The 14,024-nt window shown below is 49.1% G+C and carries 11 protein-coding genes; 2 read left to right on the forward strand and 9 right to left on the reverse strand.

The window, feature by feature from the left end; all coding sequences use genetic code 11:
• Position 1: 1 nt before the first annotated feature.
• From AB432_RS21885 to AB432_RS21910, 6 genes are read right to left on the reverse strand one after another with little or no spacing between them, the layout of a single operon-like run.
• Positions 2-697, reverse strand: coding sequence for a CpsD/CapB family tyrosine-protein kinase (locus AB432_RS21885; RefSeq protein WP_048034070.1), 696 nt, complete (start codon positions 695-697; stop codon positions 2-4).
• The gene (locus tag AB432_RS21890) at positions 672-1,424 is read right to left on the reverse strand and encodes a YveK family protein (RefSeq protein WP_048034071.1); all 753 of its coding nucleotides are present in this window, start codon (positions 1,422-1,424) and stop codon (positions 672-674) included. The genes AB432_RS21885 and AB432_RS21890 overlap by 26 nt, the downstream gene beginning before the upstream one ends.
• Entirely contained in the window at positions 1,417-2,505 is a 1,089-nt protein-coding gene (locus tag AB432_RS21895) for an LCP family glycopolymer transferase (protein ID WP_048034072.1), read from the reverse strand. Before AB432_RS21895 ends, AB432_RS21890 begins: the two co-directional genes overlap by 8 nt.
• Complete coding sequence (locus tag AB432_RS21900; RefSeq protein ID WP_048034073.1) at positions 2,502-4,397, reverse strand: polysaccharide biosynthesis protein; 1,896 nt, start codon at positions 4,395-4,397, stop codon at positions 2,502-2,504. The genes AB432_RS21895 and AB432_RS21900 overlap by 4 nt, the downstream gene beginning before the upstream one ends.
• Positions 4,398-4,437: 40 nt before the next feature.
• On the reverse strand, positions 4,438-5,718 hold the full coding sequence (locus tag AB432_RS21905) for a nucleotide sugar dehydrogenase (protein ID WP_235617523.1): 1,281 nt from the start codon (positions 5,716-5,718) through the stop codon (positions 4,438-4,440).
• Positions 5,711-6,694, reverse strand: coding sequence for an NAD-dependent epimerase (locus AB432_RS21910; protein WP_048034075.1), 984 nt, complete (start codon positions 6,692-6,694; stop codon positions 5,711-5,713). The genes AB432_RS21905 and AB432_RS21910 overlap by 8 nt, the downstream gene beginning before the upstream one ends.
• Positions 6,695-6,886: 192 nt before the next feature.
• Here AB432_RS21910 and AB432_RS21915 point away from each other — a divergent pair, with 192 nt between their 5' ends.
• Positions 6,887-8,425, forward strand: coding sequence for a glycosyl hydrolase family 28-related protein (locus AB432_RS21915; protein WP_048034076.1), 1,539 nt, complete (start codon positions 6,887-6,889; stop codon positions 8,423-8,425).
• A 56-nt stretch (positions 8,426-8,481) separates the two neighbouring features.
• Here AB432_RS21915 and AB432_RS21920 read toward each other — a convergent pair whose 3' ends face one another.
• Positions 8,482-8,877 (reverse strand): hypothetical protein, encoded by a 396-nt coding sequence (locus AB432_RS21920; protein WP_048035913.1) that lies wholly within the window; start codon positions 8,875-8,877, stop codon positions 8,482-8,484.
• A gap of 112 nt (positions 8,878-8,989) precedes the next feature.
• Positions 8,990-11,944: a DNA translocase FtsK gene (locus tag AB432_RS21925; RefSeq protein WP_419178449.1), complete on the reverse strand. Its 2,955-nt coding sequence runs from the start codon at positions 11,942-11,944 to the stop codon at positions 8,990-8,992.
• Positions 11,945-12,071: 127 nt separating this feature from the next.
• Between AB432_RS21925 and AB432_RS21930 the strand changes: the two genes are divergently transcribed.
• On the forward strand, positions 12,072-13,343 hold the full coding sequence (locus AB432_RS21930) for a hypothetical protein (RefSeq protein WP_048034077.1): 1,272 nt from the start codon (positions 12,072-12,074) through the stop codon (positions 13,341-13,343).
• 63 nt (positions 13,344-13,406) lie between these two features.
• Here AB432_RS21930 and cysC read toward each other — a convergent pair whose 3' ends face one another.
• Positions 13,407-14,012 carry an adenylyl-sulfate kinase gene (gene cysC, locus AB432_RS21935; RefSeq protein WP_048034078.1) on the reverse strand — a complete coding sequence of 202 codons (606 nt, stop codon included), beginning with the start codon at positions 14,010-14,012 and terminating at the stop codon, positions 13,407-13,409.
• Positions 14,013-14,024 lie beyond the last annotated feature (12 nt).

Consider the following 14,024-nt stretch of genomic DNA (forward strand, 5'->3'; position numbering starts at 1 on the left):
GCTATGCGTTGTACCCATATCCGTAGTAGCCTTCTCTCTTCCCTACCTTTTTGTTGTTGAGAACAACACCGAGCAGATTGGCGCCTGCCGCTTTTAACTGCTCTACCGCCTTGACGGCAGAATCCCGCTTCGTCTTGCTTGCATCCACCACCATGACACAGCCGTCCATTTCCCTCGCCAGCACCATTGCATCGCTTACGATTAATGGCGGGCTGTCAACAATCACAAAGTCATAGTTCTGGCGCAGGTATGCCATCAATTCCAAGAGCCGTGGCGTCCCGAGCATTTCCGCTGGATTATGCGGGATTGGCCCTGCCGTAATGATCGACAGCTCTGATACGCCAGATGGTTGGATGATATCGGGAATCTGGCACATATCCGAAAAGTAAGAACTGATCCCGTACAGATTCGGCATATCAAAGGTGAAATGTACGCGCGGATTGCGCAAGTCAAAATCAAGTAGCACCGTTTTTTTGTGATCCTTTGCCATCATTAAGGACAGATTGGCAGCGGTGATCGTTTTTCCCTCAGAAGCCCCTGGACTGGTGACTAAAATCGTTTGCATCAGCTTGTCGCCCATGGAAAACTGAATGTTTAAGCGAAGGGTACGGTAGCCTTCTACCAGCGGTGACAGTGGCTCCCAATGGGCGATCAGCTTTTGGTAACGATCATCAGGCTTCTGCCTTCTCATACTCATTCCTCACTTCCTCCACCTTGGGCTGGCGAAATGCCTTCCGCGTTTTTTTGTCAATCACCGCAATGGTTGCCAGTACAGGTAAGCCTAAATACTCCTCCACTTCTTTTTCCGATTGAAGTCGGGTATCCATCTGTACAAGCAAGAAGACGACGACCATAGACGTTGCCAACCCGAGGACAAAGGCGATCACCGAATTGAGGATCGGTTTTGGGCTTACTGGAATGGCCGCCGGATTGTTTCGGGCTTCCGCCAAAATATGCACGTTGTTCATGCTAAGCATTTTGACGACTTCTCCCTGAAAGGTCGTCGCGATTGTATTGGCAATGAGCACAGCTCTGCCCTGATCCGGGTCTTCTACCGTAATGGAAATGACCTGCGAGTCCTTGACTGGCTCCACCTTCGTCTGAAGCAGCAGATCCTCCATCGTAGCGCCGGCCCCGATCACTTCGAGCACGCGTTCCATTACCCGCGGACTTTCAATAATCACGCGATAGGTCTCAATTAATTTCAGATTGGAATCAATTTCCGCGACAGATAGCATGCTCTCTACGGTTGAATCCAGCGAGCGATTCACTAATATTTCCGTCTTAGCCTGATAAATCGGTGTCAGTAAATAGAAGCTCACGAGCGCTGTTCCGATGGTGCACAAAGAGGTAATCAAAAGGATCAGCTTCCATCGCTTCAACAACATCAGGAGTATTTCACGAAAATTAAGCTCCTCATTCATCCTGCTTCCCCCTTTGCCCCGCTATGCTGTCACTTCCTTCTTTCGGCAGTTGTACGGGAGGTTCGATTTGTTTTTGAAAAGTTGAAAGACTCTCAGTCAACCTCTCACGCTCTTGCGGGCTGACGATATAGTAGTAGATTCCATTGATCATTTGACCCTTTCCTTCCAAACGAATCGTCTCGACGGAGGTAACTGCCGTGCTGTAGCTTAGGGCAAGCTGCTTCATCACATCAAAGGTCATGTTCGTTTTCACGTATTTCCCCATCGTCGTAAGCACATCATTCAATCGAGTAGGCGATGCAAGGGTTACACCTTTATCCAGCAATGCCTTGATGATTTCTTGCTGTCTTTCGTTGCGACCGAGGTCGCCTCTCGGATCTTCGTAGCGCATGCGAGCGTAGACCAAGGCTTGCTTCCCGTCTAACTGGATGGGACCGACCGGAAAGGTGTAATCGGCATAAGTAAAGGCTAGCTTGTTGTTGACCTCCACTCCACCCAGTGCATCGATCACACCTGCGAATCCTTCCATATTCGCAGTCACCACGTAATCAATGGGAAATTGAAGAAACTGTTCCACGGTGTCTACTGCCTGCTGCACGCCGCCGAATGCATAGGCGTGATTGATCTTATCTTGGGTACCTTTGTGAGCCATAGCGGTTCGCGTATCACGTGGTATGCTGATGAGCAACGCCGATTTCGTTTTCGGGTTGACGGAGAGTACGAGGATCACATCAGAGCGCCCCTTGTCATTCTCTCGTTCATCAACGCCAAGAAGCAGCAGGGTGATTGGTTCTTTGGGCAAGATAGCGGAGTGCTCCACTTCAGCCGCAGGTGGTGTAGTTTCTTCTGGGGAATTCACGGTCGGCGATTGCCTCACTGATGCTGGTTCAGTTGCTACAGGTACCTCGACAGATTTCTGTGTGCGGATAGGGAGGTACATTTTGCTTGCCGTTTCTTTTAACGACAGATAGACGTACACACCATAACCACTCAAACTGATGAGACAAATCAACCCTCCCCATACAAACAGCCGCTTCCACTTTATCGTGGCGATCTTTTCCTTCCATTGGCTGACGCTCATCCGATCGCCACTTGATAAGGGACTGGCGTAGACTCTTCCTTCACGTAAGAAGTGGAATGATAGCCTGGAACGATCCCTTGCAAAATCTCGATGATGGATTGTTTGTCCTCCAGCGTCGCTCCCTTGTCTGCAATTTGCTCCAATCGGGCGATCCCTGCCAAGAGTTCATTCCAGGAAAAATCGAGCGGCTTCCCAATGAAGATCCGATTATGGCAAGTAGACGACAAGCCTTCTTCCGCCGTTAAAATTTCTTCGTACAACTTCTCCCCCGAACGAATTCCCGTGAATACAACCGGAATATCCTTCCCGGGCTCCAAGCCTGCCAAGCGAATCAGGTCGAGGGCCATATCGACAATTTTGACCGGTTTCCCCATATCGAGGATGAATATCTCCCCTCCCTGAGCGAGTGCTCCCGCCTGGATGACGAGCTGGGCCGCCTCAGGAATGGTCATAAAGAATCTCTCCATATCTGGATGTGTAATGGTAATCGGTCCACCTGCCCGGATTTGATTGAGAAAAACGGGAACGACACTCCCCCTGCTCCCCAGGACATTTCCAAAACGAACAGCCGCAAACCGGGTAAGTCCGAAATGGTTATAGCCCTGGATTAGAAGCTCAGCGATCCTTTTCGTAGCACCCATCACACTGGTTGGATTCACTGCCTTGTCCGTCGAGATCAGGATGAAATGAGAGACGCTAGTTTCCAGCGCGCATTCCGCAACGTTTTTCGTACCCAGAATGTTATTCTTCAAAGCCTCACACGGGTTGTTCTCCATTAACGGTACATGCTTGTGAGCTGCCGCATGAAAAACAACGGCGGGACGATACTCATGCATAATCGATGCAATTCTTTTTCTGTCACGTATATCCGCAATCAGGCTGACCGTCTCCTGCTCAGGACACAAACGCGAGAGCTCCAGGCTCATTTCAAAAATGCCGTTCTCTTCGTTCCCCAAGAGAAGAAGTTTCCTTGGGCCAAATCTAGCTATTTGTCTGCAAAGCTCGGACCCAATCGAGCCGCCCGCTCCTGTCACAAGTACAACTTGCTGCCGCAAGTACCCCGTAATCTCTTCCAGATTTAGCTGAACAGGCTCCCTCCCCAATAAATCCTCCAACGCTACATCCCGAATCATGTTCATCGTGATTTTTCCACTAATGATGTCTGCTACATGCGGCAAAATTTTGACGCTCGCTCTCGTCGTTTTGCAAATGTCGAAAATCTCCTTAATCGTCTGCCGGGAAGCCGATGGCATGGCAATTACGATGTCTGATATGGAAAGTCGTTGCACCACGCGGGCGATGTCAGCCCGATTCCCCACAACGGGCAGGCCGTACACACGCAGATTTTGTTTGCTGGACTCATCATCGATAAAGGCAACGGGACGCAGCTCCGACAAAGGCGAGGTTTTCATCTCTCTGGCTACGAGCACACCTGCGCTACCTGCCCCGATAATTAATGTGCGCCTGCGATCCTGCGTTCTTTTCTCTCGCTCTTCATACCACCACTTCCATACAAACCGAGAGCCTGTGATCCCGAGCAAAACAAAGGCTAGCGTCATGAGAAAAAGTGAGGTGGGAAATCGGATGGACCAACCAAGCAGGTACGTCATTTTCAGTACGAGGTAGAGAGCCAAGATGGAAATGCTCGTGGCTGAAATAATCGAGACCAGTTCACGAACACTGACATAGCGGTATACAGGTCGATAAAGTTGAGCAAAGTGCATGCCTGTCACGACGAACAGTACGTGGCCCATCATCAAATACATAGGTTGATATTCGCTTATCTCTGTGAAAGAAAAATCAAATCGAACCAGGCAGGCCAACCAGACAGCCAAGCTGATAATTCCTGCGTCCGATAAGCTTAACCAGAATCTTCTCTTCCGGTAGCTCATATTCATCCGCTCCAGGTGATCGTTATTCAAAGAATGGTCATCATAAACGCCACAGACTAATTTCTGCCGGGCATGTTTCGCGGTTTAGCACGCTTTTCACGTCTGCGATGACACCTTGCCCCTGATACAAGAGCCCTGCAAGCTCCTCCCATCCCAGGTGCAGATATTGCTCATGAGGGACGGCCAATACGATTCCGTGGGCAGGCTGCAGGTCTTCCCACTCTCGCAATTGAATCCCGTATTCCTCTCTCGTTCGCTCTGGACAAGCCAATTCATCTGTCACTTGGACCTCTACCCCGAACTCCTTCAGTTCCTGAATAATGTCGATGACCCGACTATTGCGAATGTCCGACACGTTTTCTTTAAAGGTGATGCCCATGATCGTAATTCGCGAGCCTTGAATCGCAATATTTTGCCAGATCATTTGCTTCACGAGTGAGGTCGCGACGAACTTGCCCATACCGTCATTGATCCGTCGTCCAGCCAGTATGACCTGCGGATGATAACCAACACTCTCCGCCTTGTATGTCAAATAGTACGGATCGACGCCAATGCAATGACCACCGACGAGTCCTGGAGAGAACGGAAGGAAGTTCCATTTTGTTCGAGCGGCCTCGAGCACATCTGCCGTAGAAATGCCCAAGCGGTCAAAAATAATCGAAAGCTCATTGATCAAGGCGATATTGATGTCGCGTTGCGTGTTCTCAATCACCTTGGCTGCCTCTGCCACCTGAATCGAGGGAGCTTTGTGAATACCTGCCTCTACTATCAACCCGTACATCTCGGCAATCGTTTCACATGTCTGGCGATCTTGCCCTGAAACGACCTTGACGATCTGGGACAATCTCCGTTCCTGATCCCCCGGATTAATTCGTTCAGGTGAGTAGCCGACGAAAAAATCAGTCCCCGCCAGCTTTCCAGACGCTTGTTCCAATACAGGAATACAAATCTCTTCTGTTGCCCCTGGATAGACTGTCGATTCATAGACGACGATGGTTCCTGAAGCGAGATGTTGCCCAACGCTTTCAGAAGCGAGAATGAGTGCCCGCATATCGGGCCGTTTCGCAGAATCGACAGGAGTGGGTACCGTGATGATGATAAAATCGCACGCTGCGAGACTTGCGGGGTCATCTGTATACGTGATGTTGGCTCGCTTTAGCTCATCCGTCGACATCTCTCCCGTTTCATCCATTCCGCCCTCCAGACTGCGTATGCGACTTTCGTCTATGTCAAAACCAACTACTGGAAGCACTTGCCCAAAAGCAATCGCGACAGGCAGTCCTACATACCCAAGACCTACTACTCCCACTTTATTACGCATGAGCGACACCATAATAGCTGACGTACCAGTCTACAAAGCGAGCTATCCCCACATCGACTGGTGTTTTCGGCCGAAAGCCTGTCGCCTCAAACAGAGCTTCCACTGACGCATAGGTAGCAGGAACATCCCCCGGCTGGATGGGCAAATAGTCGCGAATAGCCTTTTTACCCAGCTTCTCTTCCAGAATCGAGAGAAACGTAAGTAAATCGATCGGCTGGTGATTCCCGATGTTGAACACCTCATGCGGCGCCTTGTCCCCCTCCCTTTGGGGAATTCGATTCATCAGTCGCAGCATCCCTTCGACGATATCGTCCACATACGTAAAGTCCCTTGTCATGTTGCCGTAGTTGAAAATGCGGACAGGCTCTCCCGACAAAATCGCCTTGGTAAACGTATAGAGCGCCATATCGGGTCGGCCCCAAGGCCCATATACCGTAAAGAAGCGAAGTCCCGTTGCAGGCAAGCCGTATAAATGACTATAGGTATAGGCCATCAGTTCATTGGCTTTTTTCGTTGCTGCGTACAAGCTGACCGGCTCATCTACGGGATCGTACTCCGCAAATGGTAGCTTGGTATTCCCTCCGTAGACGGAGCTTGAGGATGCGTAGAGCAAATGCTTGACTCTCGACCGTCGGCACCCTTCCAAAATGTGTAGAAACCCGGTGATATTGGAAGTCGTATAGGCATGAGGATTTTCCAGACTGTACCTGACACCCGCTTGAGCGGCCAAGTGAATGACAATCTCCGGCTTCATTTCTCGGAACAACTCGTCCATTTTGCTCTGATCTGCAATATCCGCTTTGATAAAACGAAAGGTTGGATACGCTTGGAGGATTTCCAGTCGTTTGCTCTTCAAGACCGGGTCGTAATACTCATTGCAATTATCTACCCCCCACACCGTCTGTCCTTGTTCCAAAAGCCGTCGTGTAACATGAAAACCGATAAAACCAGCTGATCCTGTCACCAAAATCGACATACTATCCACCTCTTTGCTTATTCATACGGAGGTTCTAGGACAAATATGCCAGTGGTTGCCCAAAGTTTATGGAACACATTTTTGCGTAGTCCATGCCCTTTTTACTAAATGGTTGTCAACATTTGAGAAATGGTTGAATGAAATGAAAAGAAGACAATCTTGTCTACCCATTTCTTGGAGGAGAATGCTTTTATGTGGATTGATGTAAAAACGTACGGAGCAAAGGGGGATGGAGTGACCGACGATACCCAAGCAATCCAGGCTGGCTTGACTGCTGCTCTAAACCTGCAAATTCCATTATTTTTCCCGGCTGGCACCTATGTCATTGAACCAAACAACCTGGAGGTCATCCTAGGGGCAGGAAAAAGCCTAGTGATGCAGGGAATCGGTCCTTTTTCCGTGTTAAAAAGGAAAGCCAATTCAACAGCAGCAGATTGGCGCTGGCTGTTCTCGATTACGTCCACGGGTGGTGATGCTGATTCCTTTGTAGTCAACAATCTAAAGATTGATTCCAATGCCCGGGCAAACCCGCTGCCTCCCGATCCTTACGATTACGAGCATAGCGCCGACTTCTACATTCGTGGTGCCGGTCCTAGCAGCTATATCAATTACGTAGCGTTACGACAAGTATGGTGTACGGATGGAGTCGCCGACCATTTTTACTTTGCCGGGGAAACGAACTGCTATGTCCGCACTGTGCAAGTTACCGATTTTTATAGCGATAACCGCAAGAGAACACGCTCAGATATTACAGTCACAGGTGGCCTGGAACGTCTAAATGCAGCGAATGTAGCGTGTGATCGTTTTGAGGTCGAGCTCAATAAAGGTTACGATGGAGCCACACCCATGCTCGTAAACCTGAGCAATATCTCTTGCCGTCAACAGCTCGACTTGGAGGGAGATCTGTCCTCCCCGATGGTCGTGCAAGGTAGTCAGCTCGTTTCGCTCGCCAGCTTCAGTCTCACTGGCATGACAGGCTGTATCAGCTCCTCGGTTTTCTATACGGCACCTGATCAGAAAAATCGGGTGAACTTTATGAAAAACATGACCTTCAGCAACTGTCGCTGGGTATTGCATACGACCGCACAAGGAGGTACAAAGACGGTTGGTACCGGTCTGACCGTGGATTACTCGGATGTAGGTCTTGTATTTGATGGCTGTAGCTTCGAGGCCAATGATACGGCGACTTCCATCGGCGGCTACGCCTTGAGCTTGGAGCCATGGGATGTGCTCGCCGAGAGACAAGTTACCGTGAGAAACTGTTCGTTTGACCCTCGGCTGATCCAAAACATTTCGTTGAACCGCTGCGGAAATGTCTCCCTCATAAACAACCGTTATTCCGGTTCTGATCATGCGATCATGCTCTACGGCACCGGAACGTACCCATTGGTAGTCACCGTGGATGGAGGCGACTTCAGCCAGGTTACTGGAAAAATGTTTTATCACAAGTCTTCGGATAAAATAACCCTCTCCATGAAAAACCTCCCTGTTCCTGTTTCCCTCACTAGCGGCTACAAATCCGAAAACTCTTCCTTTATCCCAACTGTTTCGATCAACGAACGTGTGGTGTATGTCGCAGCAGCTCCCAGTGCCTCCGTCAAATACGGCGGTCTCAAAGGCGATACACTACGCTTGATCACTCCTGTAAACAATCAACCATGCGAATGGATTGCGACTACGACAAATAAGACTGCCTGCACCTGGCTAGCGACCAAAACGGCCAAAAGCTAAGGGGAATGAAAAACATCCATCTTGCCCCTCGTTGTGGGATAGATGGATGTTTGTTATTAGGCAATACGCTCCAAATCCGGATTGTACCGTTTCACATAGGTATAAATTTCTTCCCCAAGCAATTGTGTTCTCACAAGCTCATCTGCCTGTTCACTCAAATGCTGGGTGAGTTGATTGGTTCCATTTTCGATGCGTCTTTTGGCAGCCTCAGGCAGTGTCAATACATGCGGTACGAGCAATTGCAGGTACCAAACGCCCTTTTCTTCCTCGGAGACATCGATCTCCAGTTCCATATCCGAACTGTCGAAATCGTACAGCTGGTTAAAGAGCGCTTCCCTTTTTTCCAGCGTCATTGCGGTAATGTCGATTTTTTCCACGCTCAAATAATACTCTTCATTGAACAAGACAATTTTGTCGTCAATCTCCTGATACTTTTTCGCCAGCGGATTCATCGTCATCGTTCCTTTCCCTCTCACATCTATTCCTATAGCATACTACCTTACTGAATATTTAGGCAACTCGTCCGTGTAGAAAGGGCCTTGCTCTATGCAAGACCCTCGTTTTTTACAGGAGTGTCGACCCCTCCACTACGGCTTGTGCGTCCTCCTTGGAAATAAGGACGGCGCGAGCCTTACCGCCGCTTTGTCCTGCGACGTACCCATCTGCCTCCATCATTTCGATGAGACGGGCAGCACGGTTATATCCAACGCGGAAACGGCGTTGCAATCCAGATGCAGAAGCTTGTCCCTGATCAGCCACGAACACGAGCGCTTCCAGATACAACGGATCATCTCCGCTGTCAAACGATGCAACCTGCTGCTCCAAATCTTCTTTGCTGAAAATGTAGGCAGGCTTTCTTTGCTTTTTAATCATGTGCGTAATTCGCTCAATCTCGTCATCCGAAACGAAGTTCCCTTGCAGACGAACCGGAGTCGTGCCGCTCTCAAGGAATAGCATGTCCCCTCTACCCAACAGTCGTTCTGCCCCAGACTGATCGAGAATCGTACGCGAGTCAACTTGGGAGAACACGGCAAAAGCAAGACGAGTCGGTACGTTTGCCTTGATGTTTCCAGTAATGACATCCACGGATGGGCGCTGTGTCGCCAGAAGCAAATGAATACCACAAGCACGTGCCTTCTGAGCGATCCGGATAATGCAATCCTCCACATCCTGCGGCGAGACCATCATCAGGTCAGCCAACTCATCAATGATGATCACGATATAAGGTAGCTGATCATCTGTTGTCTGATTGTAACGGTCGATATCACGAACACCCGCATCTACGAATAGCGCATAGCGCTTCTCCATTTCTTCCACAGCCCACTTGAGAGAAGCTGTTGCCTGCTTGGCCTCCGTCACGACAGGCGTAACCAGATGCGGCAGATGATTGTAAGGGGCGAGCTCTACCATTTTCGGATCGATCAAGAGCAATCGCACCTGCTCAGGAGTCGCCTTGTAAAGCAGACTGACGATGATAGAGTTGATGCAGACACTTTTACCCGAGCCTGTCGAGCCGGCAATCAAACCGTGCGGCATCTTTTTAATATCCGCAATAATCGGCTCTCCGCCAATGTCCATACCGAGTGCGACCGCCAACGGGGATGAATGCTCCTGAAACTTGTCTGAGCTGATAATCTTTTCGATTAATACAGGCTGGCTGGACATATTCGGGACTTCGATTCCGATGGCATTGCGTCCTGGAATCGGTGCCTCGATGCGGATGTCTTTTGCAGCCAAATTCAGCTTGATATCGTCAATCAATCCCGTAATCTTGTTCACTTTTACCCCGGGAGCCGGTTGCAATTCAAAGCGTGTCACGGATGGGCCTTTGACAATCCCTACCACCTGAGCGCTGACATTGAAGTTCGCAAGCGTCTCTTCCAATAACAGCTTTTGAATTTGGGTATGCTCATCGTCGTCATCGCTGACCGGCGGGCTCGGATTCAGCAGTCCCAAATCCGGCAAGGCGTATGGCGGCTGTGCAGACTCTGCTCCTTGGTCAGCTTCAGTGGACGGGGCTTTTACCTGAACAGCAGGCTGCCTAGTTATCGATGCCTGAGACATGTTCACGGACTGTGCAGCGGATGAAGCAGAGACAGGGACATGTACGGTTTCTGGTACGGTTTCTGCAACAGATTCTACAACTGGTTCTACAATCGGTTCCACAACTGGTTGAGCAATGGATTCATGCTCAGTTGGTTCTGATTGCTCTGTTTGCTCTGGCGTCTCTTCGTAACCCGCTCCTGCTGAACTGAGCTCTTGTGGTGAATCAACTTCTGCTCTCTCTAGCAAACGGCTAATTGCAGTTGCATAGGCAGGCTCTTCGACGCCATCGCCCTCTAGCTCCGTTTCGACTGCTTGATTCTCCTCCCCAACAGAAGGAGACTGTATGTTATCGCCATCATTCTCGCTCTCCACCTGCACAACCGCACTGCTTGTAGTGATTAATCTATGCTCGGCTTCCTCATGGGCTAGCCGCTCTTCCATCGGTAGAGTGTCGTCTGCCGATTCTGGTTGCCCAATAGACTCCGATCCCTCTTCTCCGGCATTCACGCTCGCCAATGGTTCTGCAAGTCCTATCTCTTCAGTTTGTGCCTGTTCTTCCTCATGCTCTTCTACTACCGTCTCATCCATTTGTACGGAAGCAGCTACCTCTTGTTCGGAATCTAGTGCTTCTGCGACAGCAGAATCCGAAGCAGTCGCTTCTCTTTCGTTATGTACAGATTCATCTTCAACAACAACATGCTGCGGTTCATTTTGCTCAACAGTAGCAGTCTCTTGCTCCTCTGGAAAATACCGCTCGCTCATTTCTTGTTCCCACTGCTTCACTTGCTGCAAATGTTCTTCTTGCTCCAGACGCGGATAAATGATTCCCGCAGTCGTATGAATCCGATGCTCTGCCTCGCGCGTCGCCGGAGTTATCTTCCCATAAACCGGGGAAACAATTTCAGACGGCTGGTAAACACGCTTTTCTTCTGGAGAAAAAACGGGCCTCGTTACTTTTTCCGCTTCTTTTTGCTGCGGCATACGGTTTGGACGCTGCGGTATCTCGATGTTGTTTTTGACAAGTTCAGGTTTCTTTTTCTCGAAAACAGGCTCTGACTTTGTTTCCAGCACGCGTTCATTTGCTGGCCGCACCGTTTCACGCTTGGATTCGAATCGCTCACGAGGTGCCTGCTGGCGACTGCGTTCATTCGATTCGGCAGGAGTTACGCTTTGATTACGCTTCTTCTCCAAATAGTCATCCGGGACAACTGGAAAACGAAATTGACGGTCTCTTCTTTGACGCACATTGTCTTCTATATCTCGATTGTTTACCCGTTCTTTTGGGTATATACTTTTTGTTTTCGCCTGAGGCTGACGGGGAGCGGGATTACCTATTGGGTTACTGGTACCTGCTGGACGTCCTTCTTCCTCTATTTCTTCTTCTCTTTCTCCCTGAAAAAAGTTCATCAGCTTTTGAAGCCACGACCACATGTTGCAACGCCCTTTCTTCACTAACCATCTTTTCCCCTTCATCTTACCACGAAAAGGGGGCAGAATTAGCTGGATTGTGATTTTTTTCCGTTTTTGCGAAACCTTTTCTCTATTTGCGCGTAGAACAAAGGGGGAATAAAAAATAATATACATAGGGGAGGAACACATCATGTGGAAAAAAGGTAGCGCCCTTCTGGTAGCAGGTACAGTACTGCTGACCGGTTGTGCAGGCGAGGCATCCCTGGTGCGTGATTCTATCGTAGCGACAATTGACAAGCCAAACTATGATTTTGAAGGCTCCTTGAAGCTGACAGGCGACGTTGAGAAATTGCCTGAAGCTTTCGGAGAACCGGCCGACAAAGAAGGACAGGCGTTGTTGTCCGCTTTGAAAGCAGGCGTAACAGTAAAAGGCTCCCAGCTGGATCTGGACACTGTGAAGTTTGAAGTAGAAGTAAAAGACGACAAGCTCCTGCGCGACAACAAGCTCTGGACAGGTGACAAAAAAGCATCTGTTGAAACGATCGTTGACGAAGACAAAGTCTACGTGAAGTCTCCACTGGACAGCAAATACCTGGTAATCGATTCGAACGCATCCAATCCTTTCATGGCTGGGGTTGACTCCGATGCTGCTAACGCTGCAAAGCTGAAAGACTACCAAGACAAAATGAACGACCTTACTTTCAACTTTGTTAAAAAGTATGTAAGTAAATACGGCTATACATTGGCAGACGCGAAAAACCATGGCAAACAATCCGTTACATTGCCGAACGGCGAAAAAGTAGAAGCGACTCACGTAACTGTAAAAATCGACGCAAAAGAATTGGTAAAAATGTTCTTCTTCACAGCTAACGATGCAGTAGCTAGCAAAGAAGTAAAAGATTTTGCGATCGATATGATGGTACTGACCACTTCCATGACAGAAGATCTGTACCCAGAACTGGGCAAGAAAACTACAGAAGCTGAGAAGCGCGCAAATGCAGAAGCAATGATCAACGAAAGCATGGCTGAAGCGAAAAAATGGCTGGATGAAACAGGTAAAACATACACACCTGAAAAAATCGTAGAAGAAATGAAAAAAGAAGGCTTCCACAAGCTCGCTTGGAACCTCGACTTCTACATCGACAGCAACAAAATGCCTGTGAAACAAACAAGCGATCTGAGCGTAACTTTCCAAGCTCCTGAAATGAAGCAAGCTGTAACAATTGGTCTGGCTGCTGATCAATATGCATACAACTTCGGAAAAGCAACCAAGTTCAATGCACCAGCAAAAGATGCTGGTCTGACAGTAGAACAGCTGGTGAAAGATGAAAAAGCAATCAACAGCTTTAGCGACAAAGGCTTTGTTCGTCCAATCGCTGAGAGCATGGTTGATCAACAAAAATGGATGGAAGAATTGACTGAGGATTTGGAAGTTGAAGAAGCAACGACCACTACGAAGTAATATTTTTCCTCACGAAAAAAGCACGGCGCCACTCGCGTCGTGCTTTTTTACCTACCCATAAAACTAGAGAATCTGGTGCTCCTCCAGGTATGTAAGGACAATCTGGACAGATTCTTCAATCGTCTGCTCGTCGCTCTCAATGACCAGTTCCGCTTGAAGAGGCTCTTCATACGGCGCCGAAATCCCCGTAAACTGACCAATCTCTCCGCTTCTCGCTTTTTGGTACAATCCCTTCACATCCCGGCGCTCACACTCATCCAATGAACATTTTACATATACCTCGATGAATTCTCCCGCTTCTACGAGATTACGCGCAAGCTCCCGGTCCTCCCGATAAGGAGAGATAAATGCCGTCAAGGTAATCACACCTGCATCTACGAATAGCTTCGCGACCTCGCCAATTCGGCGAATATTTTCTTGTCTGTCCTCAGCCCCAAACCCCAATCCGCGGTTTAAGCCGTGACGTATATTGTCACCATCCAGTACGTAACTGGCTAGCCCTCTTTGATGCAGTTCGTGTTCGACTGCATTGGCCAACGTCGATTTGCCAGCACCTGACAGCCCCGTAAACCATAAGACACAGCTTTTGTGGCCTGCACGCTTCTGACGGTCTTCTTTGGTTACCGTCGTCTGATGCCATACGATATTCGCGGTGCCCTCTCTACTCATCGTCTCTCTCCT

Source organism: Brevibacillus brevis (genome assembly GCF_001039275.2).
Taxonomy (GTDB): Bacteria; Bacillota; Bacilli; order Brevibacillales; family Brevibacillaceae; genus Brevibacillus; species Brevibacillus brevis_C.

What these genes read in the sequence shown, in the direction of transcription:
- AB432_RS21895 (WP_048034072.1), bottom strand. Translation starts at nt 2,505, where the DNA reads ATGAGCGTCAGCCAATGGAAGGAAAAGATCGCCACGATAAAGTGGAAG.
- AB432_RS21910 (WP_048034075.1), bottom strand. Translation starts at nt 6,694, where the DNA reads ATGTCGATTTTGGTGACAGGATCAGCTGGTTTTATCGGTTTTCATGTT.
- AB432_RS21890 (WP_048034071.1), bottom strand. Translation starts at nt 1,424, where the DNA reads ATGAATGAGGAGCTTAATTTTCGTGAAATACTCCTGATGTTGTTGAAG.
- AB432_RS21920 (WP_048035913.1), bottom strand. Translation starts at nt 8,877, where the DNA reads ATGAATCCGCTGGCGAAAAAGTATCAGGAGATTGACGACAAAATTGTC.
- AB432_RS21905 (WP_235617523.1), bottom strand. Translation starts at nt 5,718, where the DNA reads ATGCGTAATAAAGTGGGAGTAGTAGGTCTTGGGTATGTAGGACTGCCT.
- AB432_RS21885 (WP_048034070.1), bottom strand. Translation starts at nt 697, where the DNA reads ATGAGTATGAGAAGGCAGAAGCCTGATGATCGTTACCAAAAGCTGATC.
- AB432_RS21930 (WP_048034077.1), top strand. Translation starts at nt 12,072, where the DNA reads ATGTGGAAAAAAGGTAGCGCCCTTCTGGTAGCAGGTACAGTACTGCTG.
- AB432_RS21915 (WP_048034076.1), top strand. Translation starts at nt 6,887, where the DNA reads ATGTGGATTGATGTAAAAACGTACGGAGCAAAGGGGGATGGAGTGACC.
- AB432_RS21925 (WP_419178449.1), bottom strand. Translation starts at nt 11,944, where the DNA reads ATGAAGGGGAAAAGATGGTTAGTGAAGAAAGGGCGTTGCAACATGTGG.
- cysC (WP_048034078.1), bottom strand. Translation starts at nt 14,012, where the DNA reads ATGAGTAGAGAGGGCACCGCGAATATCGTATGGCATCAGACGACGGTA.
- AB432_RS21900 (WP_048034073.1), bottom strand. Translation starts at nt 4,397, where the DNA reads ATGAGCTACCGGAAGAGAAGATTCTGGTTAAGCTTATCGGACGCAGGA.